17 protein-coding genes and 1 pseudogene are annotated in these 20,988 nt (G+C 62.6%); 7 read left to right on the top strand and 11 right to left on the bottom strand.

Features of this window, described 5'->3' with window-relative positions; translation table 11 throughout:
* Positions 1-70: 70 nt before the first annotated feature.
* Positions 71-1,645: pseudogene (locus M2394_RS30575) on the bottom strand ((2,3-dihydroxybenzoyl)adenylate synthase); the annotation flags it as partial.
* Between the two features lie 255 nt (positions 1,646-1,900).
* Between M2394_RS30575 and M2394_RS24300 the strand changes: the two are divergent.
* Both M2394_RS24300 and M2394_RS24295 read left to right on the top strand, forming a co-directional pair.
* Positions 1,901-3,682: an ABC transporter ATP-binding protein gene (locus tag M2394_RS24300; RefSeq protein WP_259174855.1), complete on the top strand. Its 1,782-nt coding sequence runs from the start codon at positions 1,901-1,903 to the stop codon at positions 3,680-3,682.
* Entirely contained in the window at positions 3,666-5,378 is a 1,713-nt protein-coding gene (locus M2394_RS24295; protein ID WP_259174854.1) for an ABC transporter ATP-binding protein, read from the top strand. The genes M2394_RS24300 and M2394_RS24295 overlap by 17 nt, the downstream gene beginning before the upstream one ends.
* A 3-nt stretch (positions 5,379-5,381) precedes the next feature.
* Here the strand turns inward: M2394_RS24295 and M2394_RS24290 are convergent, their stop codons facing one another.
* From M2394_RS24290 to M2394_RS24280, 3 genes are all read right to left on the bottom strand, one after another.
* Positions 5,382-6,272, bottom strand: a complete 891-nt coding sequence (locus M2394_RS24290; protein WP_178922270.1) for an AraC family transcriptional regulator — start codon at positions 6,270-6,272, stop codon at positions 5,382-5,384.
* Positions 6,273-6,458: 186 nt separating this feature from the next.
* Entirely contained in the window at positions 6,459-8,528 is a 2,070-nt protein-coding gene (locus tag M2394_RS24285) for a TonB-dependent receptor (RefSeq protein WP_259174853.1), read from the bottom strand.
* A gap of 100 nt (positions 8,529-8,628) precedes the next feature.
* Complete coding sequence (locus tag M2394_RS24280) at positions 8,629-9,483, bottom strand: helix-turn-helix domain-containing protein (protein ID WP_259174851.1); 855 nt, start codon at positions 9,481-9,483, stop codon at positions 8,629-8,631.
* Between the two features lie 110 nt (positions 9,484-9,593).
* Between M2394_RS24280 and M2394_RS24275 the strand changes: the two genes are divergently transcribed.
* Positions 9,594-10,004 (top strand): hypothetical protein, encoded by a 411-nt coding sequence (locus M2394_RS24275; protein WP_259174850.1) that lies wholly within the window; start codon positions 9,594-9,596, stop codon positions 10,002-10,004.
* A gap of 54 nt (positions 10,005-10,058) precedes the next feature.
* On the opposite strand, the gene M2394_RS24270 is transcribed toward M2394_RS24275, so the two are convergent.
* Positions 10,059-10,406, bottom strand: a complete 348-nt coding sequence (locus M2394_RS24270) for a hypothetical protein (protein WP_259174849.1) — start codon at positions 10,404-10,406, stop codon at positions 10,059-10,061.
* A gap of 104 nt (positions 10,407-10,510) precedes the next feature.
* Between M2394_RS24270 and glsB the strand changes: the two genes are divergently transcribed.
* On the top strand, positions 10,511-11,419 hold the full coding sequence (gene glsB, locus M2394_RS24265) for a glutaminase B (RefSeq protein ID WP_259174848.1): 909 nt from the start codon (positions 10,511-10,513) through the stop codon (positions 11,417-11,419).
* 106 nt (positions 11,420-11,525) lie between these two features.
* On the top strand, positions 11,526-11,996 hold the full coding sequence (locus M2394_RS24260; protein WP_259174847.1) for a hypothetical protein: 471 nt from the start codon (positions 11,526-11,528) through the stop codon (positions 11,994-11,996).
* Positions 11,997-12,212: 216 nt separating this feature from the next.
* Here the strand turns inward: M2394_RS24260 and M2394_RS24255 are convergent, their stop codons facing one another.
* Genes M2394_RS24255 through M2394_RS24240 form a run of 4 tightly spaced genes read right to left on the bottom strand, consistent with a single transcriptional unit; the run spans position 12,213 to position 15,674 of the window.
* Positions 12,213-13,481 carry an FAD-binding oxidoreductase gene (locus tag M2394_RS24255; RefSeq protein ID WP_259174846.1) on the bottom strand — a complete coding sequence of 423 codons (1,269 nt, stop codon included), beginning with the start codon at positions 13,479-13,481 and terminating at the stop codon, positions 12,213-12,215.
* Positions 13,478-14,230 carry an amino acid ABC transporter ATP-binding protein gene (locus M2394_RS24250; RefSeq protein ID WP_176995635.1) on the bottom strand — a complete coding sequence of 251 codons (753 nt, stop codon included), beginning with the start codon at positions 14,228-14,230 and terminating at the stop codon, positions 13,478-13,480. Before M2394_RS24250 ends, M2394_RS24255 begins: the two co-directional genes overlap by 4 nt.
* Positions 14,227-14,895: an amino acid ABC transporter permease gene (locus M2394_RS24245; RefSeq protein ID WP_178922253.1), complete on the bottom strand. Its 669-nt coding sequence runs from the start codon at positions 14,893-14,895 to the stop codon at positions 14,227-14,229. Before M2394_RS24245 ends, M2394_RS24250 begins: the two co-directional genes overlap by 4 nt.
* Entirely contained in the window at positions 14,892-15,674 is a 783-nt protein-coding gene (locus M2394_RS24240) for an ABC transporter substrate-binding protein (RefSeq protein WP_178922251.1), read from the bottom strand. The genes M2394_RS24245 and M2394_RS24240 overlap by 4 nt, the downstream gene beginning before the upstream one ends.
* 216 nt (positions 15,675-15,890) lie before the next feature.
* Between M2394_RS24240 and M2394_RS24235 the strand changes: the two genes are divergently transcribed.
* On the top strand, positions 15,891-16,670 hold the full coding sequence (locus M2394_RS24235; RefSeq protein ID WP_259174845.1) for an IclR family transcriptional regulator: 780 nt from the start codon (positions 15,891-15,893) through the stop codon (positions 16,668-16,670).
* A 209-nt stretch (positions 16,671-16,879) separates the two neighbouring features.
* Here M2394_RS24235 and M2394_RS24230 read toward each other — a convergent pair whose 3' ends face one another.
* Positions 16,880-18,124: a saccharopine dehydrogenase family protein gene (locus M2394_RS24230; protein ID WP_176995639.1), complete on the bottom strand. Its 1,245-nt coding sequence runs from the start codon at positions 18,122-18,124 to the stop codon at positions 16,880-16,882.
* Positions 18,125-18,152: 28 nt separating this feature from the next.
* Complete coding sequence (locus tag M2394_RS24225; protein ID WP_178922248.1) at positions 18,153-19,250, bottom strand: carboxynorspermidine decarboxylase; 1,098 nt, start codon at positions 19,248-19,250, stop codon at positions 18,153-18,155.
* A 185-nt stretch (positions 19,251-19,435) separates the two neighbouring features.
* On the opposite strand from M2394_RS24225, the gene M2394_RS24220 reads away from it, so the two are divergent.
* The gene (locus M2394_RS24220) at positions 19,436-20,104 is read left to right on the top strand and encodes a DUF2268 domain-containing protein (protein WP_259174844.1); all 669 of its coding nucleotides are present in this window, start codon (positions 19,436-19,438) and stop codon (positions 20,102-20,104) included.
* Positions 20,105-20,988: the final 884 nt, after the last annotated feature.

The raw sequence follows: 20,988 nt of genomic DNA, 5'->3' as shown, positions 1-20,988 counted from the left end.
CGGCACTGATCGGTACGCGGCATTCCAGGTAACGCTGGCGCGGTTCGGCCTTGCATTGGAAGCGTTGCTGCAATTGGCGTTTGTCGAGTTTGCCGACGCTGGTCAGGGGCCAGCTGTGCAGGATTTCCAGCTGGTCCGGCCACTTGTGGCGCGGCAGGCCGAGGCCCTGGAAATGCTGGTGCAGGGTGCTCAGGGCAAAGGGTTGCGGTGTGTGCAGGATCACGCAGGCGCACACCCGTTCGCCCAGGCGTTCGTCGGTGAGGGCGACCACGGCGGCGTCTTGCACCAGCGGGTGCTCGCGCAGCAGTTGTTCGATTTCTGCGGCGGCGATTTTTTCCCCGGCGCGGTTGATCTGTTCCTTGATCCGCCCTTCGACCACCAGGTTGCCGTCGGCGGTCCAGCGCGCCAGGTCGCCGGAATGGAAGAAGCCTTCGGCGTCGAACACCTGGCGGTTGTGGGTGTCGGCACGGTAATAGCCGGCGATGGTGTAGGGGCCGCGCACGATCAGCTCGCCGACTTCGCCGGGGGCAACGGGTGTGCCATTCGCGTCCACCAGGCGCACGTCGTCGGCGTTGCACAGGGGCCGGCCCTGGGTGTTGAGCACCACCGATTGCGGGTCATCCAGGCGGGTGTAGCAGAGCAAACCCTCGGCCATGCCGAACACCTGTTGCAAGGCGCAACCCAAGGCGGGGGTGACGCGTGCGGCGACGTCGCTGGACAGCCGCGCGCCGCCCACCTGCAACAGGCGCAGGCTGGACAGGTCACTGTGGTCCCACTCGCGTGCCTGCAACCACAGCTTTACCAGGGGCGGCACCAGGGCGGTGTGGGTCACGCGGTGGCGGGCGATCAGGTCAAAGGCTTCATCCGCCCCCGCCGTGCGCGAGAACACCACGCGACCGCCGGTGGACAAGGCACCGATCAGCCCCGGGCAAGCCAGTGGAAAATTATGCGCGATGGGCAGGGCGGCGAGGTACACCGAGTCTTGGTCGAACCCGCAGAGTTGCGCAGACGCCATGGCGTTGTAGGCGTAATCGGCATGGCTGCGTGGGATCAATTTAGGGGTGCCGGTGGTGCCGCCGGACAGCAACAGCAACGCGGTGCTGTGGGGGTCTACCTTCGCCGGTTCACGCAGCGCGCCGTTGACGCTGGCCAGGGGCACGCCTTGGGTGGCCACGGCACCGGCGATGATCAGCTGTTTCAGGGACGGGCACAGCGCCAATTGGCGTTCGGCCATGGGCCGGTAATCAAAGCCCAGGAAGCGCTCGGCGACGATGTAGGCACTGGGTTCGGCCAGCTCGCACAGGGCCTGGATTTCCCGTTCGCGGTGCGCCGGCATTGCCAGGATCGGCCATGCGCCCACCCGCAACAGGGCGAACAGGGTGCGGGCGAAGTCGATGCCGTTGGGCAGTTGCACCAGTACGCGGTCGCCGCTGTGGATGCCGAGGTCGGCCAGCCCACCGGCGAGGCAACACACTTGATGTTCGAAGTCGCGGTAGCTCAGTTGCTGCTCGCCTTCGATCAGGGCGATGCGTGGTCCGAAGGCGCGTGCCCAGCCTTGCAGGTGCTCATTCAGGCTTTGGGGTTGCCACAGGCCGCCTCCGGTCAGGTGCAGGGCTTGAGTGTCGCGCCAATGAAGAGGGTGCATGGTTCGGGCTCCTTGTGAGGGTCGCTGGAAAGCTGGTTTGTTGAGAATCATTCTCCTTATTCAACGAATGGACTGCCCGAAACCGAACGTCATGGCCCTGATCCGAATTTTTTGGTTACAACCTTATGCCCAAAAGTGCGCAGCGCCGGGCCAGCAATAATTCCCATCCGGGGCCTGTGCGAACCGATCAGGGGAGCCGTCGGCCGGCCACTTGATCAATCATCCCGGGACACTCGAATCAGGCTGGGGATGGCGATGAAAACTGAACAGGCCGACGCGCCAACGCCGAGCTGGCGTTGGCTGCTACGGGGCCAGGGGCGACGATTGGGCCTGGCGGTGGCCATGGCGGTGCTGGCGGCGGCAGTGGAGTTGCTGCCGTTTTTCTTGCTGGCCCAGGCTGTGAACCGCGTGGTGCAGGGCGGGCCTGGCGTGGGGGCTGACCTGTTCACCCTGGCCGGCTGGATGGCGGCGGCCCTGCTAGGCAAATACCTGCTGTACACCCTGGCGTATTACCTGAGCCATGTGGCGGCGTATCGCGTGTTGCTCAACACCCGGCGTGCGTTGGTGCAGCATTTGTCGTGGGCGCCGCTGCCGTGGTTGAGCCGCTTGAGCAGCGGCGAACTCAAGCAGCGGGTGATCCAGGATGTGGAGCGCATGGAGCAATTCATCGCCCACCACAGCGTCGAGTGCGTGGCGGCACTGTTGAGCCCGATCTGGGTATTCATCGCCCTGTGCTTGCTCGATTGGCGGCTGGCGTTGTGTGCCTTGTTGCCGGTGCCGTTGGCGCTGCTGGCCCAGGCCTGGATGATGCGCGGACTGGGTGAGCGGCTGGCGCAATACGCCGGGGCGGTGGATGACCTGGATGGCGCCACCCTGGAGTTTTTGCGCAGTGCACCGTTGATGAAAGCCTTCCGCCAGGACGCCCGTTCGTTCAAGCGCATGCGCGAGGCCTTGGTCCATTACCGGCAATTGATCGGCCGCATGATCGGCATGACGGTGCCCGGTTGGTCGGTGTTCGTGGTGTTGCTGGGGGCCAACGTCGCGGTGCTGTTCCCCGTGGGGTTGTGGTTGTACGGCGCGGGGCAGTTGACCCAGGCCGAGCTGGTGCTGGTGTTGATCCTGGGCACTGGCATGCTGCGGCCGTTATTACGGGTGGCGCGGCTCAATTCCCAGGTACAGGAAATCATGGGCGGCGTGCGTCGGTTCGCGCCGTTGCTGGTGTGGCCGCAGCCGGCGGGCGCGCGTGATCAAGCCTTGAACCCGCCGCTGGAAGTGATGTTTGAAGGGGTGTCGTTCAGCTATGACCGACAACCCGTGCTGCAGAGCGTTGACCTGCACTTGCCTGCCGGGCAAATGACCGCGTTGGTAGGGCCCTCCGGCAGCGGCAAAAGTACCCTGGCCTGGTTATTGGGTGGGTTGCTGGACGCTGAACGCGGGCAGGTGCGGGTGAACGGTGAGCCGCTGTCGGCACTCAGTGAAGCGGCCCGTGCGGCCACGGTGGGCGTGGTGTCCCAGGACGCATTCATCTTCCAGGGCACGTTGCTGGATAACCTGCGCATCGGCCGGCCCGACGCGACCCTCGAACAGATCGACAGTGCCCTGCGCGTGGCCCAGGCCGAGGACTTTGTACGGGCCTTGCCAATGGGGCTGAACACGCCGATGGATGAGCGTGGCGTGCGTTTGTCCGGGGGCGAGCGCCAGCGCATTGGCCTGGCCCGGGCGCTGCTGGCGCAGACGCCGATCCTGGTGCTGGACGAGGCCACTGCCTTTGCCGACAGCCGCACGGAGCGGCGCTTTTACCAGGCCCTGCGCGCCACTTGGCCGGACAAGACCTTGCTGGTGATTGCCCATCGCCTGACCAGCATTTGCGATGCCGAACAGATCGTGTTGCTCGAGCGCGGAGTGATCCAGGCATCGGGCACCCACGCCCAGTTGCTCGCGCGCAGCGGCACTTATGCCACGCAATGGCAGCACCAGTTCGACAGTGAAGACTGGACCATCCGAGACGGGAGTACGCAGCATGCACGGGTTGATTGAAGGGCTGCGCCAAGTGGTGAGCATTGCCGATACACGCTCGCCGCGCCTGTGGTGGGGCTTGGGCTTGCGCGGGTTGGAGCGGGCGTGTGCGATTGCGCCGTTCTTTCTCGGGTTTGTGTGGCTGCTTGAGCCCGCGATGCCTTCACTGGTGTGGCTGAGCGTGGGCTTGGCGGCGCTGTTGGTGGCGCAGTTGGTGTGTTCGCACTTCGGGCAGCTCAACAGTTTTCTCGGCGGTTATGAGTTGATGCACGGTTACCGGCGCCACTTGCTCGACCATGTGGCGCATCTGCCGTTGGGCGCGCTTCGCCAAGAGAGGATCGGGCAACTGGGTGAGCGCCTGACGGAAGACGTCAAGCGTATCGAAACCATTTTCACCCACGTGCTCGGCGAGTTGCTGGCGTCGCTGGCGGTGCCGTTGCTGTTTATGGGCGTGCTGGTGTGGGTGGACTGGCGCCTGGCCCCAGCGCTGCTGGTGACGCTGCCCTTGGCGTTTGTGTTGTTGAACCGCTTGAGCGGGTTTTTCCTGGCGGCGGGCCGGCGCAAGCAGCACAGCTTTATGCGGGCGGCGGGACTGCTGGTGGAGTTTATCGGCGGGCTGCGCACCTTGCGTCTGTTCAATCGCGCCGGGGCGTGGCGCGAAGGGTTGGACCAGCAGTTCGGCGAGATCGAACGTCACAGCCTGGGCGTGGAAGTGTGGGGTGGCAGCGCCATCCAGTTGTACCGTTTGTGCGTGGACTTGAGCCTGGTGCTGTTGTTGCTCGTGGCGGGCCTGCTGGCAAATGCCGAGCAACTGCCGGCGCTGACCTGGATGTTGTTCGCGCTGGTGGCGCCGCGTTTGCTCGACCCCTTGCTGGATGTGGCAGCGTACCTGAGCGAACTGCGCGGCCTGGCCCAGGCGCAAGCGCGGTTGCAGGCCTTGCTGGATATTCCGGCAGTTGCCGAGCCCTCGCAGCCGGTGGCGCCACAGGGCCATGGCGTGCGTTTTTGTGACGTGGGCCTGCGTTACCCCGAACAGCCGGAGTGGGCGTTGCAGGGGGTGGCTTTTGCCGTGGAGCCAGGGCAGATGCTGGCGATTGTCGGGCCTTCTGGTGCCGGTAAAAGCAGCGTGCTGCACTTGCTGGCGCGCTTTTACGACCCGCAGCAGGGGCGCATTGAATTGGGGGGCGTAGACGTACGCGACATGCGCCTGGACCAGCTCTACGCCGCGTGCAGTTTCGTGTTCCAGGACGTGCAACTGTTTGACGCCAGCGTGCTCGACAACGTGCGCTTGGGCAAACCCGACGCCAGCCTGGCGCAGGTGAGGCACGCCTGTGCCCAGGCCGGTTGTGATGAGTTTATCCAGCGTTTGCCCCAGGGGTATGACACGCCCATCGGCGAGAACGGCCAGCGTTTGTCCGGGGGCGAACGTCAGCGTTTGTCGATCGCCCGGGCGTTGCTCAAGGACGCGCCGATTTTGCTGCTGGACGAAGCCACAGCGTCGGTCGACCCGCTGGCGCAGTATGAGATCCAGCGCGCGTTGTCGCGCCTGGCCCAGGGGCGCACGCTGATCATGGTGGCGCACCGTTTGCGCACGGTGCGCCATGCCGATGTGATTCTGGTGCTGGACCAGGGGCGTATCGTCGAGCGCGGCCGCCACGCGCCGTTGCTGGCACGTGGCGGGCTGTATGCCGAGTTGTGGCAGCAGCAGGCGGGGTAAGGCTTATTCCAGCGCGCCGCGCCGGGCATCGCGCGGCAGTACGCCGTACTGTTTGCGAAACGCCACGCTGAAGTGGCTGATGTTGCTGTAGCCGAGCATCGAGGCGGTGTCGGTCACCCCATGGTGCTGCAGCAGCTGGCGCGCCTTGCCCATGCGTTCGCGCTGGAACAGCGCGTAGATGCTCACATCGAACATGGCCTTGAACCCACGCTTGAGCTTGAGCTGGTTGAGCCCGGTCTCGCGGGCCAGTTGTTCGATGGTGGGCGCGGCGCTGAGGTCCATCAGCAGGCGTTCGCGGGCGGCCAGCAGTTGCTTCTGTTCGCGCCGGGAAATCTGCTCGCTCTGGTCCTTGGGGTTGAAGGCCTTGAGGTGCCAGGCGAGGAATTCCAGGCTGGCCGAGTGCACCAGCAGCGGCGAGGCTGAATCATCCCCCAGCAGGCGTTCCAGGCGCAGGGCGGCGTCCTTGATGCGCTGGTTGCCGTGGGTGGTGTGCAGGCAGAAGTTGCCTTCGATGCTGTCGCCCAGCCGCTGGTAATCCTCGCCGGCCAGTTCGCTGAGGCGCTGGGGCGTGATGCGCAGTTCGAGGTTGCGATGGGCGGGGGCGAATTCCAGCTCGAAGCGTTCGGCGGGGGCGAAGCTGGTCATCAGTTGGTCTTTGCCCAGGTGCAGGCCTTTGCGGCCGACGCGCACGTCGATATCGCCGTTGAGCATGCAGCTGAAGTGCAGGTGAGGGTTGTCGTCGATGGTGCTGATGCGCACCGAGTCCGTGGCGTTGAAGGTCACCAGGGAGACTTCCAGGCCGGGTTGGACCACCTGGGTTCGCACGTGACAACCGGGCGGGCCGGCCTGGGGCGCGGTTTCGTCAAAGAAGGTGGAAGCGCGAAGCTGGTACATGGTCGTCCTCGCAGGCAACCGCCCAGGAGACCTGGGCAGGGGGCAGACGGCTCGCAAGTGTCCTTGTTCCTGCGCGGGCCCCTGTTACGGAGAGGCCAGCGCATTGCCCGGAAATCCCTGCGAGCTTTCAAGATGGATCGCAGGCTATTACTAATCGTTCTCATTTGCAAGGTTGTAACGTTAGTCTCAGAACTCCATGCCCACCCGCACGCCCAGGGTACGCGGCTGGCCGGCGATGACCATGCCGTTGGCCATGGCGCGGGTGAAGTAGGTGGTGTCGCCCAGGTTCTTGCCGAACAGGCCGATGGTCCATTGCTTGAGGCGATAATCGATGTTGGCGTCCCACAGGGTGTAGGCGCCCTGGGACAGCGTGGCGTTCGGGTACAAATAGGATTGCCCCTGGCGCGTCAGGCCGGTGCCGACGGTGATGTGGTCGGTGGCCGCCCAGTCCATCGACACGCCGTAGCTGTGCTTGGGTGTACTCGGGAATTGCTTGCCGGAATAGTCCACCGCGCCACGGGTGTAGTCGTCGAACTGCGCCTCAAGCAACGCAGCATAGGCATTGACCTGCACCGACTCCACCGGACGCACCGTGGCGGTCAGCTCCAGGCCTTTGTTATGGGACTTGCCGGCGTTGCTGGTGGAGGTCTGGCCGCCGCCGTCCTCGACGATTACCTGCTGATCGCGCAGGCGGGTGTAGAACACGTCGGCGCCGACTTCCCACACCTTGCTCGGCGCGCGGTAGCGGTAGCCCAGCTCGGCGTAGCTGCCGTATTCCGGGTGGTAGGCATCGCCAGCCGCGCTGGCGGTGGTGGAATAGGTATTGAAGCCGGAAGCCTTGTAGCCGCGCGCCAGCACCAGGTAGGTGAAGTGCTGGTCGTTGGGGCTGAACTCCAGGCTGAAACGCGGCAGGGCCACGGTTTCACTGACCTTGCGGTCGTTGAACGATTCCAGGCTGGCGAAGCTGGTGTCGGGCACGCCGTCGCCATCGCTGTCGAACATGCCGCCCTGCGTGCTGCTCCAGTCCATGGTGCGACGGTTGTGTTCCACCCGCAGGCCGACGGCGGCGCGCCATTGCGGCTGGAAGCGCCAGCCCAGCTCGCCGAAGGTGGCCACGGTGTCACCCTCGACCTTGGCCTTGGTGGCGCTGAGGAAAGACGGGCTGAGGTCGAAGGTGTAGGGTGCGTCGCGGCGCACATGGGACAGGAAGCCGCCCACCAGCCAGTCGATGTTGCCGTTCTGGCCGTTGAGCCGGGCTTCACCGGTGTACTGGCGGGTCTTCATGTCGTAGCCGGCAGTGCCGCCGAAGATCGATTTGGGCAACCAGTAATCCCACTCGGTCTGGTTGGCGCCGACGTTGACCACCAGTTGCGTGTTATCGGCAAAGCGCTTGCGGTATTCGCCGGTGAACAAGGTGTATTCGGTGTTGTTGGTGCCGGCGTCGGTGGCGTTGGACTGGTACTTTTTCGCCAGGTCGCGGGTGGCGAAATAGTCGTTGTCGCCATGGGTGTTCATGTGGTGCAAGCCGAAGCGCCACTCGCCGCCGTCGTCGTCCAGGTGCAGCAACTTGATACGGCCGAAACCGCTGTCCCAGCCGGCTGTGTCGTGGCGGCCAAGGGTGGGGTTGGCGATCATGCCATCGTTCTTTTCGCCGCCGACGGTCACCCGTACGGCGGTGTTTTCAGTGAGAGGCAGGTTGCCGGTGACTTCGGCGCGCTGCTGGTTGTGGGTGCCGTATTCGAGCTTGACCTTGCCACCCGCGGTGAACTCCGGGTCTCGGGTGCGCAGGGCCACCAGGCCGCCCATGCTGTTTTGCCCGTACAGGGTGTTTTGCGGGCCGCGCAGGATTTCCACTTGGTCGATGTCGTACAGCTGGCCGAGCACCAGGCCATTCATGGGCACGCCGTCGATGTACACGCTGTTGCTGATGCTATCGCCTTCATCATCGGAAAAACCCAGGCCACGAATGGTCAGCGACGGCGTGTGCTGGGTGAACGTGCTGAAGTACAGGTTGGGTTGGCGCTGGGCCACTTCGCCAAGGGTGTCGAGGTGGCTGTCCTCAATTTTTTCGCCCTTGACCACGCTGACGCTGTTGGTGGTCTTGAACTGCGGCGTGTCCTGCTTGGTGGCCGTGATGACGGTGGCATCCAGCTCATCGACGGTCACATCGGCGGCCATCGCCGATTGCATCAGCGGCAGGGTGCAAGACAAAAACAAGGCACAACGTACGGCTTGGGAGAGGGAAGAGCGTTCCATGGTGTCCACGCCTGAAGGAGAATGGCGCAAATGATACGGGTTCTCATTTTCCGCACTACCCGATTCGGGTCTTAAATCACCCGATTGCAGTGCAACGTAGCTAGCCTTTTGCCTCCTTTAGCGCAATGGTCGCGGGGGACGGCGCGTTCAGGGCCCCGGCACGGTCTGCCAGGTAACGCGCTGGCGGTTGTCCGACGGCCTTGCGGAACATGGTGATAAAGCCGCTGGCGTTCTCATAGCCGAGGTCCAGCGCCACCGTCTGCACGCTCTGGCCCTTGGCCAGGCGTTGCAACGACAGGATCACGTGCAACTGCCGGCGCCAGCGGCCAAAACTCAGGCCCAGTTCCTCCAGCAACAGGCGCGTCATGCTGCGTTCACTCATGCCGATGCGCACCGCCCATTGGCTGAGCGTGGCCTTGTCGGCGGGCTCGGCCAGCAGGCTGTCGGCCAGGCGACGCAAACGCGGGTCCTGGGGCATGGGCAGGTGCAGGGCCTCGATGGGCGCGGCCGCCAATTCATCCAGCAGCGTGTTGATCAAACGGCCCTGGGCACCGTCCTCGTCATACAGCAGCGGAAAACTCACGGCCTTGCTGATCAGCTCATGCAGCAAGCCTGACACCGCCAGGGTGCAGCATTGCGGGGGCAGGGCGCAGGCGGCGTCGGGGTCGATCAGCAGGCAATAGACTTCGGCTTCGCCAGAACCCCGTGCCGCATGGGAGACGCCGCCGGGAATCCACAGCGCGCACTGCGGCGGCACGATCCAGATGCCCGCTTCGATCTCGCAATGGATGACCCCGCGCAGGGTGTACAGCAGCTGGCCCTTGCGGTGGGCGTGCTGCGCATGCTCCCAGGCATCCGACGTGCTGGTGGCGCCCACGGCCACCACGGCGCGGGGGAATTGATCCGCATCCTTGACCATCGAGCGGTCATGCATTTCAAGGCGATGGTGTTTCATGGTGGGCATCACAGCTTGGCTGAATTGCGAAACAGTCTGGCTATTCTGTGCAATGCCGTCCAGTAGGTCGATCGCTATAGTGAGATCCATTCTCAACAAGGAGCTCTGCCATGCGACTCGACAGCACAACATTCCCGGTGGTGAAAATCGTTTTCGACGCTCCCAACGAAGGCGGCCCGGCTGACGCTTTCCTGGTCTTCGAAGGCCTCCTGGCCCGTCAGCAAGCCTTTGTGCTGCTGCATGAAAAAGCCGTGGATGAAAGCAATCACGAACACTCCCACGAAGAGCGCAAGCACGCGTCGATCTGGATGAAGAAAAACAAGCCGGCGCTGCGGGCCTACGTCAAAGGCATGATTCAGGTGGAGCCCAGTGCGGCCAAGCGCCTGGCCCTCAAGCCGTTTTCCGTGACCTTCGGCAAGGCCTGGGGCTACCCGCTGCTGGTGGTGGAGTCCCAGGACCGCGCCTGGGCGCTGGCGCGGGATGTACTGGATGAGCGGGTGTCGGATGTGGCGCATTTCTAAACAACACCACAACCTGTAGGCGCCGGCAAGCCGGCTCCTACAGGTTGTGGTGGGTCAGTCCACGCAAATCGCACGGCCCAGCTTGCCTTTCTCCACGGTTGCCGAGCAGCCGAAGTGGCTATTGTCCACCTGGCATGCGCCGGTCACTGGGCCTTTGTTCGACTGGGTGGTGACGCTGGTCTGGCACTCGCCTTCGCACTGACTCGAATCGGTACAGGCCTTGCCTGCGTCCTTGTACGGCGTGATGCACTTCCAGGTCTGCAATTTGCCGACTTGCTTCATGCTGCCGCCACCGGCCAGGCAGGTAGAGGCTGCGGAATCCTGAGCGGGTGGCGCAGCTGGTGGCGTAGCGGTGCAGGCGGATATCAGCAGCAGGGAGGCAAGGGCGAGTGGCAGTTTCATTCGGGAGGTCCTGAGTGCAGAGGTGGCGCGCATCTTAGCACCCGCTTCAGGTATCCTCCGCGCCCCGCTTATCACTGATTCAAAGACAGATGACAGGACAAGACATGCAGGCAATGCTTTCGTCGATCCTCGACGAAGTGCGCCCCCTGATCGGCCTCGGCAAAGTCGCCGACTACATCCCCGCACTCGCCGATGTGCCGGCCAACCAGCTCGGTATCGCCGTGTACGGCAACGACGGCTCGGCCTATTGCGCCGGCGATGCCGACACCTTGTTCTCGGTGCAGAGCATTTCCAAAGTGTTCAGCCTGGTGCAGGCCATCGACCATGGCGGCGAGACCATCTGGGAACGCCTGGGCCACGAGCCTTCCGGGCAGCCGTTCAACTCCCTGGTGCAGCTGGAGTTCGAGCGCGGCCGGCCGCGCAACCCCTTCATCAATGCGGGTGCGCTGGTAATCTGCGACATCAACCAATCACGCTTTGCTGTGCCGATCTTGTCGATGCGCGACTTCGTGCGGCGCCTGTCGGGCAACCCGCATATCCTGGTCAACAGCGTGGTCGCCGACTCCGAAGCCCAGCACGGCGCACGGAATGCCGCCATGGCCTACCTGATGAAATCCTTCGGCAACTTCCACAACGACGTGGACGCCGTGCTGCACAGCTACTTCAACTACTGCGCCCTGCAAATGAGCTGCCTGGACCTGGCCCGGGCGTTCAGCTTCCTGGCCAACGAAGGCGTGAGCGCCCACAGCGGCGAACAGATCCTCACCGCGCGCCAGACCAAGCAAGTCAACTCGATCATGGCCACCAGCGGGCTGTATGACGAAGCGGGCAACTTTGCCTACCGCGTTGGGTTGCCGGGCAAGAGCGGCGTGGGCGGCGGGATTGTTGCGGTGGTGCCGGGGCAATTTACGGTGTGCGTGTGGTCGCCGGAGCTGAACACGGCGGGGAACTCGCTGGCGGGGATGAAGGCGTTGGAGTTGTTGAGTGAGCGGATTGGGTGGTCGGTGTTTTGAGATGAGATCGTTCCCACGCAGATCGTGGGAGCGAGCTATTTCGCGCACGACATCAAACTGCCACTTTGCGCCGCTACGCTGAGGGCTACCCCCAAGGATATGCACCATGAAACGGACTTCTACTGCCTTCGCCTTTCTATTGCTGCTGGCGCTCGCCAGCATCGCATCTGCCGATATACCGGTGTCACCCGCCGCCCGTGATTTTGTCGCCAAACAGCACCTGGGCAAGAACCTGCCGCAGTTTGCACAAGTCTTGGCGAAGACGACGGTGACCTACGGGATGGTTGCCGAAAAGATCGGGCCGGCCGATGCCGGGAAGGCGCTCGATGAGCAAATCACGCAATTGTTGCCCAAATACCAGCCACAGTGGGATTTGAATCTGGCAGAGGCTTACCAGCAGTCGTTCACCGATGAAGAGATAGCGTCTCTGGCCGCCGAGGGGCGGGCCTCAAAGTACGCCAGCAAAGTGAGCGCCAAGCAGCAAGAAGTGAGTGATCGCATGCAGGCCAAATCAACGCCCGTTCTTAAGGCGTTGATCACAGATGCACTAGCGGCGTTGATGCACCTGGGTGTGTAGTCACCGAACCGTGCTGATCGATCAAGCCTGGGTTTTGCGTGGCTTCACGAACACATCCAGCATCAGCCACAGGCACCGCCGTTTGTTCGGTAAATGCCGTGGCGGGCCCATTGCGCTGGCGCGAAGCAAGCCCACTCACGATAAAAGGGGGTCTCATCCTTGAGGTCTGAAGGCCGCGAGCCTACGCCAGGTTTGTGACGAAATGATGAGCCAGGATCAGCTCACATTAAGCCGATCCAGCAGGCTGTACCACGCCACCCCCGCGCCGATGTAGAAGCGCTGCAACCCATGCATCGGCAAACGCTGCAACGGCGTGACCGGGTAGGCAAACTCCGCGCTGTTGTCACACAAACGCCCGGCCAATTGCTGCCCCAGGCTGGTACACAACGCGATGCCTCGGCCATTACACCCCAACGCCAACGTGAGCCCCGGCGCCGGTTCGTGAACGTGGGGCATGAAGTCTCGCGTGATCGCGATACGCCCGGCCCAGCGATACTCGAATTCCAATGGCCCCAGTTGCGGAAACAGCAGCGCCAGTGAGCGCTCAAGGTGAGCAAAATCGGTGGGGTCAGAGGGGTCGTTGAACAACCCGCGTCCGCCCATCAGCAAGCGGCCGTGGCTGTCCTTGCGGAAATACAGCAACAGCCGCTGCGCAGTGGACACCGTTTCCTGCCCCGGCAAAATGCTCTCGGCCGCGCGCCCGCTCAACGGCTTGGTGGCGACGATAAAACTGTTGGCCGCCAGGATGCTCTGGGCCATGCCCGGCCACAGGTTGCCGCTGTAGCCATTGGTGGCCAGCACCACGCGATCCGCCGTGACCTGGGCACCGCCGGCCGTCTGCAATTGCCAGCCAGAACCCTGGCGCTGCAAGCCCGTCACCGCACTCTGCTCATGAATCCGCACACCCGCCGCTAACGCCGCGCCCACCAAACCACGCGCATAGGCCAAGGGTTGGATCGCCCCGGCGCGGCCATCCAGCCAACCACCGGCAAAGGCCTCGCTGCCCATGCGCGAAGCCACTGCTGTGGCGTTCAAGGCCTGCACCGACACGCCACGCCGCGCCCATTGCTCGGCCCGTGCGTGCAACCCGGCCACGCCTTTTTCGGTGTACGACACCTGCATCCAACCCTTGCGCACTGGGGCGCAATCGATGCGGTGTTTTTCGATCAACCTGAACACCAGGTCGGCCGAATTCGACACGGTGGAAATCAACGGTTCGGCACGCTCTGGCCCGTACATCTGCACCAGCTGTTCCGGGTCGTATTTGAGCGTCGGGTTGACCTGCCCACCATTGCGCCCGGAAGCGCCCCAGCCCGGCTCGTTGGCTTCCAGCACGCACACACTCACGCCACGTTCGGCCAAGTGCAGGGCGGTGGACAGGCCGGTATAGCCGGCGCCGACAATTGCCACATCGACCTTTACCGACTCACCCAGCGCCGGGGTTGGCACGGCCGCCGGAGCGGTCGCTGACCACAATGACTTCATGACAGGCTCCGCGTATCGCCGGTGGGGTGCAGCACGCGGCGCAGGAAGTCCTGGGTGCGCGGTTGCTGCGGGTTGCCCAGCACTTGCTCGGCCGGGCCGCTTTCGACGATGTAGCCGCCGTGCAGGAAGCACACGCGGTCGGCCACTTCCCGGGCAAAGCCCATTTCGTGGGTGACCACGATCATGGTCATGCCTTCGTCGGCGAGGGTGCGCATCACCGCCAGCACGTCGCCCACCAACTCAGGGTCGAGGGCCGAGGTGGGTTCGTCGAACAGCATGGCTTCGGGCTTCATCGCCAGGGCGCGGGCGATGGCCACGCGTTGTTGCTGGCCGCCCGAGAGTTGTTCCGGGTAGGCATCGGCCTTGGCGCTCAGGCCGACTTTTTCCAGCAGCACCAGGGCTTCTTCGCGGGCCTGCTGTACGGGTTCACCTTTGACGTACACCGGGCCTTCCATGACGTTTTCCAGCACGGTGCGATGGGGGAACAGGTTGAAGCGCTGGAACACCATGCCCATGCGGCTGCGCAGGGCGTGCACGGTCTTGCTGCCGCGCTGCACGGTTTCGCCGAACACGTTGATGTGCCCGCCGTCATAGGCTTCCAGCGCATTGATGCAGCGCAGCAGGGTGGACTTGCCCGAACCCGACGGCCCGATCAGGCACACCACTTCGCCCTTGGCCACGTCCAGGTCGACGCCGTGCAGCACGCGGTGGCTGCCGTAGTGTTTTTGCAGTTGGCGAATCTCGATCATGCTTTTTTCCTCCGGCCCAGGTGCTGTTCCATGCGGCGCAGGCCATACACCAGCGGCAGGCTCATCAGCAGGTAGAGCAGGGCGACCAGGGTGTAGACGGTCATGTTCTGGAAGGTCGACGAGGCGATCAGTTGGCCCTGGCGGGTCATCTCCGCCACGGTGATGGTGGACACCAGGGACGAGTCCTTGAGCATCATCACCAGCGTGTTGCCATAGGGCGGCAAGGCGATGCGAAACGCTTGGGGCAGGATCACCCGGCGCATCATCAGCACCGAGCGCATGCCCAAGGCTTCGGCGGCTTCACGCTGGCCCTGTTCCACGGCAATGATGCCGGTGCGGAAGTTTTCGGCCTGGTACGCCGAGTAGGCGATGCCCATGCCGATCACACCGGCATAGAACGCGGTGAGGTGCACGCCCATGTCCGGCAGCACAAAGTAGATGTAGAACAGCTGCACGATGATCGGCAGGCCACGGATCACGTTGATGATGGTGCTGGCGGTCCACGACAGCGCACGGATCGGCGACAGCTTGAGCAGCGCCAGCACCAGGCCGATGGCGCTGCTGAGCAGGAACGACAGCACGGTGATCTGGATCGTCACCCAGGCGCCTTGCAGCAGGATCGGCAGGAAATCCTGGGCGTTTTGCAGGAACTCAGCCGGGTTCATGGGCGCACCTGGGTATCAAGTCCCCACTTCTTGAGGATGCTGTCCAGGGTGCCGTCGGCCTTGATGCTGGCGATGGCGCTGTTCAGGCGTTCCAGGGTTTGCGTGTCGCCCTTGCGCACCACCAGGCACACTTCGCCGACGTTGGTGGGCTTGTAGTCGGCGGCCAGTTTCACGCCTTTGAACAGCTTCTGACGGATCTGGTACGCCACCACCGGCTGGTCGCCCACGGCGGCTTTAATGCGGCCCAGGGACAGGTCGCGGACCATCTCGCCGATGGAGTCGTAGGTGCGGATTTCCTTGAAGATGCCGAGCTTGTTCAGTTGGTCATAAAAGATCGTGCCGGCCTGCACGCCGACCACTTGGTCTTTGAGGGGCGTCAGGTCGGGGTAACTGGCGTTGTCGTCGGCGTTGATGATCAGGCCTTCACCGTAGGCATACACCGGGGCGCTGAAATCGACGACCTTGGTGCGCTCCTCGGTCTTGAGCATGCCGGCCGAAATGAAGTCCAGCTTGCCGGAGGTGAGGGAGGGAATCAGCGCGGCGAAGTTGGTCTGCTCGATCTGGCTGGTAAATCCACCGGCCTTGCCCACGGCCTCGGCCACGTCGACCATCACCCCCTGAATGCTGTTGCTCTTGATGTCGAGGAAGGTGAACGGCGAACCACTGGCCGTTGCACCGACTTTGTACGAGGACGCACTTTCTGCGTGCACGGCGGTGACGCACAGGGCGGCACAGAGACCGAAGGCGAGGCGGCGAAACAAGGGCGAAAGACTGTTCATCGGGTTACTCCAGAAGGAAAACGGAAAGTCAGTACCGCAAGCGGCTGCCGATGAAAACGCAAGCTCTGTGCCATTTCGATTGTTAAAAATCGTATAGCGCTTTATAAAATCGACAAAATGAACTGTTCGTATCGATATGCGATATTTAGTGGTCTATTTTTGTAATTTGCGGTAGAAATATCGCCACGCCTGAGCCACCTACGCTGCGAGTCCGCCATGTCTGAAGAACGCAACAGTTTGCACAACCAATCCCTGGAAAAAGGCCTGTCGGTGCTCAAGGCATTCAGCGCACAGCGCCGCAGCATGAGCCTTGCAGAGGTGGCCGAGGCGGCCGGCATGACCAAAAGTTCGGCCCAGCGCATGGTGTTTACCCTCGAAAGCCTGGGTTACCTTCGGAAACACTCGCGCACACGGCATTACCAACTCACCCCACGGGTGCTGGAGCTGGGCTTCAGCTACCTGGATGCGCATTCGTTGATTGAAGTGGCCAACCCGTTTCTGTCGGAACTGACCCGGCTGACCGGCGAAACCTCGTGCCTCACTGAGCCTGCGGGCTACGACATGACTTACATCGCACGATTCGTCAGCTCGGGGTTTGTGCCGGTGCACATGCCAATTGGCTCGCGAGTGCCGATGTATTGCACGGCGTCGGGGCGTGCGTATCTGAGCGCGCTGCCGCAGGAAGAGGCGCTGGTGTTGATCGAGCACAGCCAACGTATTGCCCACACCAGCCAGACGCTGACGGACGTCGAGCAGATTCTGGAATCGTTGCAACAGGTGCGCGAGCAGGGGTATGCGGTGAATGGCCAGGAGCTGTTCCTGGGTGACATGACCATCGGCGCGCCCGTGCTGGGTGCCAATGGCCGGCCGGTGGCGGCGGTGCATGTGGTCGCGCCCACCAGCCGCTGGACTCGGGCGGATGCAGAGAAACAGTTGGCGCCGGCGTTGTTGCAATGTTCGAGAGCGCTGAGTAACTCGGCCCGGAACCTGGAATAATCGATATTCAAAATCCACTGGAGATCCAAATGTGGGAGCGGGCTTGCTCGCGAATACGGGGTATCCGTCACTAGAGATATCGACTGGCCCACCGCATTCGCGAGCAAGCCCGCTCCCACATTTAGAGCTTCATTGGCTTTGAGATTCGTGTGAGCCCCAAACAAAAAATGCGCCCCGTGGGGCGCATTTTTTTGGTCAGCAATTGCCTATCAGGCAGTCGCATCCCACGCACGATCACCGTGCTCGTCCTTGATGCGGGTCGGCAGGCCCATCACATCCAGCGCCTTCAGGAACGGCTCGGCCGGCAGTTCTTCGACGTTGGCCATGTGCTTGACATCCCACTCGCCACGGGCAACCAGCAGCGCAGCGGCCACCGGTGGCACGCCTGCGGTATAGGAGATGCCCTGGCTGTCAGTTTCAGCGAAGGCTTCTTCGTGACATGCCACGTTGTAGATGAACATCTCATGCGGCTGGCCGTCCTTGGTGCCTTTGACCAGGTCGCCGATGCAGGTCTTGCCGGTGTAGCCAGGGGCGAGCGAAGACGGGTCGGGCAGCACGGCCTTGACCAGTTTCAACGGCACCACTTCCAGGCCTTCGGCGGTGGTGACCGGCTTCTCGGAGAGCAGGCCGAGGTTCTTCAGCACGGTGAACACGTTGATGTAGTGTTCGCCGAAGCTCATCCAGAAACGCACGTTGGGCACGTCGAGGTTTTTCGACAGCGAGTGCACTTCATCGTGGCCGGTGAGGTAGAGGTTCTGCGAACCGACAACTGGCAGGTCGTCAGTGCGTTTGACTTCGAACATGGTGTTGCTGGTCCACTGGCTGTTCTGCCAGCTCCACACCTGTCCGGTGAACTCGCGGAAGTTGATTTCCGGGTCGAAGTTGGTGGCGAAGTATTTGCCATGGGAGCCGGCATTGACGTCGAGGATGTCGATCGAATCAATGCGGTCGAAATGCTGTTGCTGCGCCAGCGCGGCATACGCGTTGACGACACCCGGGTCGAAGCCCACGCCAAGGATGGCTGTGATGTTCTTCTGTTTGCACTCTTCCAGGTGGTTCCATTCGTAGTTGCCGTACCACGGCGGGGTCTCGCAGACCTTGCCCGGCTCTTCGTGGATGGCGGTGTCGAGGTACGCAACGCCCGTGTCGATGCAGGCACGCAGGACCGACATGTTGAGGAACGCGGAACCCACGTTGATGACGATCTGCGAGTCGGTCTCGCGGATCAGGGCCTTGGTCGCTTCCACGTCCAGTGCGTTCAGCGCGAAGGCTTGGATGTCGGCGGGAACCTTGAGGCTACCCTTGGCCTTGACGCTGTCGATGATGGCCTGGCATTTGGAGATGTTGCGCGACGCGATAGCAATACGACCGAGTTCGTCGTTGTGCTGCGCGCACTTGTGGGCCACCACCTTGGCGACACCTCCTGCACCAATGATAAGAACGTTCTTTTTCAATTGCTTTATCTCTCCTTTATCCGCCAGCTTACGAAAGGCTGGACAGGTAGTCGTCGTAACCAAATTCACGAACCACCTCGACAGTACCGTCGAGTTGTTTCACTACGATGGACGGCATTTTCAGGCCGTTGAACCAGTTTTTCTTGACCATGGTGTAGCCTGCGGTGTCGATGAACGACAGCCGATCGCCGATGGCCAGCGGACGATCAAATTGATACTCGCCGAAGATGTCCCCGGCCAGGCAGGATTTGCCGCACACCATATAGGTATGTTCGCCGTCGCTTGGCGCCAGCTTGGCGTTGAGGCGATAGATCAGCAGGTCCAGCAGGTGGGCTTCGATGGAGCTGTCTACCACGGCCAGGTTCTTGCCGTTGTAGAGGGTGTCGAGCACGGTGACTTCCAGGGAAGCGCTGTTGGTGATCGCCGCTTCGCCGGGCTCCAGGTAGACCTGCACGCCGTACTTCTCGGAGAACGCCTTGAGGCGGGCGCAGAACGCGTCCACGGCATAGTCTTCACCGGTGAAGTGGATGCCGCCGCCGAGGCTGACCCACTCGACCTTGTGCAGCAACGCGCCAAAGCGTTCTTCGATCACACCGAGCATCTTGTCGAACAGGCTGAAGTCGCCGTTCTCGCAGTTGTTGTGGAACATGAAACCGGAGATCTGGTCGATCACGCCTTCGATCTTCACCGGGTCCCATTCGCCCAGGCGGCTGAACGGGCGCGCCGGGTCGGCCAGCAGGTAGTCGGAGCTGCTCACCTGCGGGTTCACACGCAGGCCACGGGTCTTGCCTTCGCTACGTTCGGCAAAACGCTGCAGCTGGCTGATGGAGTTGAAGATGATCTTGTCGCAGTTATCCAGCATCTCTTCGATTTCATCGTCGGCCCAGGCCACGCTGTAGGCGTGCGCCTCGCCTTCGAACTTCTGGCGACCGAGCTTGAGCTCGTACAGCGACGACGACGTGGTGCCGTCCATGTACTGCTGCATCAGGTCGAACACCGACCAGGTGGCAAAGCACTTGAGCGCCAGCAACGCCTTGGCGCCGGACTGCTCGCGCACGTAAGCAATCTTCTGCATGTTGACCAGAAGCTTCTGTTTATCGATGAGGTAGTACGGCGTTTTGATCATTTTTGAGAGCCTGCGGCGGTGCCTGCCAAAAAAGGACACGCATTGTGCCCGCACTTGGATCGAATCGAAAGGTTAGCGGGCGGATTTTGCTGCCCTGCTTTTAAACTGACCTATGGATATGACAGCTCAACGGTATGATGGGCCGCTCCAGTGACATAAACCGGTTGGGACGACGAGAGGTGAGAATGGACGCTTGGACACTTCATTGGCTGGAGGCTTCGGGCTCACTGGTCGAGCAGCGCGGTCAATTGACCCTCGCATTCGAGAACGCCTACCAGGCCATTTCCCGCTGGATGCCACCCCCTCGGCTGGATGTACTGATCCAGCGACTGCCCGGCGAAACCCTCGCCGAACTCGGCCTGGTGGGACGCGCCTATCGCAGTACGATGTTCTCCATGACCCTGGACCCCGACAATCCAAACTTTGCCGCCAGCCTGCGCGACGGCGCGATGCTTCGTCACATCATTCATGAGGTGCATCACTGCCTGCGCATGGCGGGCCCCGGGTATGGCTGGACGTTGGGCGAAGCTCTGATCAGCGAAGGCCTGGCCGGGCAGTTTGTGCGGCACGTGTTGGGCAGTGAGCCAGAGCCGTGGGAGAGGGCGCTGAGCCTGGAAACCTTGCAGGCGGATCCGGTGGATGCGAGTGACCTGGCAGCGACGTACTACGATCACAGCGCCTGGTTTTTTGGCACGGGCGACAAGCCCAGGTGGCTGGGCTATGCGCTGGGGTATCAGATGGTGGGGGGCTGGTTGGCAACTGTCGGTACGCCCGATGCGGAGGGGTGGGTAAACGTTTCGGCCCAAGACATACTTGCAGTCGCTTTCAAGGAAGGCTTGGTGTTCCATCCCTGACGGCGTTCCCTGTGGGAGCTGGCTTGCCTGCGAAATCGATGGCACAGCCAATAGAGGTGCCACCTGACCCACCGCCTTCGCAGCCTCGCTGGGGCTCGACAACTCCCACAGGTGACCGAGTCCATTCTTTGAAATGCGGTCGAATGTGGGAGCTGGCTTGCCTGCGAAAGCGGCGGCGCATCCAATAGAGACGTCGCCTGACCCACCGCCTTCGCAGCCTCGCTGGGGCTCGACAATTCCCACAGGTAACCGAGTCCATCCGTTGAAATGCGGTCGAATGTGGGAGCTGGCTTGCCTGCGATAGCGGCGGCGCAGCCAATAGAGACGTCGCCTGACCCACCGCCTTCGCAGCCCCGCTGGGGCTCGACAATTCCCACAGGTGACCGAGTCTATCCGTTGAAATGCGGCCGAATGTGGGAGCTGGCTTGCCTGCGAAAGCGGCGGCGCATCCAATAGAGACGTCGCCTGACCCACCGCCTTCGCAGCCTCGCTGAAGCTCGACAGCTCCCACAGGTGACCGAGTCTATCCGTTGAAATGCGGCCGAATGTGGGAGCTGGCTTGCCTGCGAAAGCGTCGGTACAGCCAATAGAGACGTCGCCTGACCCACCGCCTTCGCAGCATCGCTGGGGCTCGACAACTCCCACAGGTGACCGAGTCCATCCGTTGAAATGCGGTCGAATGTGGGAGCTGGTTTGCCTGCGATAGCGGTCTTCCTGTGCCGGATGTGCTGCCGGACACATCGCTATCGCAGGCAAGCCAGCTCCCCCATTGGATCTCCTCTTGGCGGCAGAGGGTGTCGTTGCTGATTGCCATCAAATTGTCATCTTCTCACCACTGGACTGCCACATTCCCTCGCTACTGTCCTCGCCAATGAGATCGATCT

Source organism: Pseudomonas sp. BIGb0164 (assembly GCF_024810135.1).
Lineage (GTDB): Bacteria > Pseudomonadota > Gammaproteobacteria > Pseudomonadales > Pseudomonadaceae > Aquipseudomonas.
This window is presented reverse-complemented; position numbering and strand designations above follow the sequence as displayed.

Bases quoted from the DNA above. Each gene is read 5' to 3' on its own strand.
- M2394_RS24300 (WP_259174855.1), top strand. From the start codon at position 1,901: ATGAAAACTGAACAGGCCGACGCGCCAACGCCGAGCTGGCGTTGGCTG.
- M2394_RS24295 (WP_259174854.1), top strand. From the start codon at position 3,666: ATGCACGGGTTGATTGAAGGGCTGCGCCAAGTGGTGAGCATTGCCGAT.
- M2394_RS24290 (WP_178922270.1), bottom strand. From the start codon at position 6,272: ATGTACCAGCTTCGCGCTTCCACCTTCTTTGACGAAACCGCGCCCCAG.
- M2394_RS24285 (WP_259174853.1), bottom strand. From the start codon at position 8,528: ATGGAACGCTCTTCCCTCTCCCAAGCCGTACGTTGTGCCTTGTTTTTG.
- M2394_RS24280 (WP_259174851.1), bottom strand. From the start codon at position 9,483: ATGAAACACCATCGCCTTGAAATGCATGACCGCTCGATGGTCAAGGAT.
- M2394_RS24275 (WP_259174850.1), top strand. From the start codon at position 9,594: ATGCGACTCGACAGCACAACATTCCCGGTGGTGAAAATCGTTTTCGAC.
- M2394_RS24270 (WP_259174849.1), bottom strand. From the start codon at position 10,406: ATGAAACTGCCACTCGCCCTTGCCTCCCTGCTGCTGATATCCGCCTGC.
- glsB (WP_259174848.1), top strand. From the start codon at position 10,511: ATGCAGGCAATGCTTTCGTCGATCCTCGACGAAGTGCGCCCCCTGATC.
- M2394_RS24260 (WP_259174847.1), top strand. From the start codon at position 11,526: ATGAAACGGACTTCTACTGCCTTCGCCTTTCTATTGCTGCTGGCGCTC.
- M2394_RS24255 (WP_259174846.1), bottom strand. From the start codon at position 13,481: ATGAAGTCATTGTGGTCAGCGACCGCTCCGGCGGCCGTGCCAACCCCG.
- M2394_RS24250 (WP_176995635.1), bottom strand. From the start codon at position 14,230: ATGATCGAGATTCGCCAACTGCAAAAACACTACGGCAGCCACCGCGTG.
- M2394_RS24245 (WP_178922253.1), bottom strand. From the start codon at position 14,895: ATGAACCCGGCTGAGTTCCTGCAAAACGCCCAGGATTTCCTGCCGATC.
- M2394_RS24240 (WP_178922251.1), bottom strand. From the start codon at position 15,674: ATGAACAGTCTTTCGCCCTTGTTTCGCCGCCTCGCCTTCGGTCTCTGT.
- M2394_RS24235 (WP_259174845.1), top strand. From the start codon at position 15,891: ATGTCTGAAGAACGCAACAGTTTGCACAACCAATCCCTGGAAAAAGGC.
- M2394_RS24225 (WP_178922248.1), bottom strand. From the start codon at position 19,250: ATGATCAAAACGCCGTACTACCTCATCGATAAACAGAAGCTTCTGGTC.
- M2394_RS24220 (WP_259174844.1), top strand. From the start codon at position 19,436: ATGGACGCTTGGACACTTCATTGGCTGGAGGCTTCGGGCTCACTGGTC.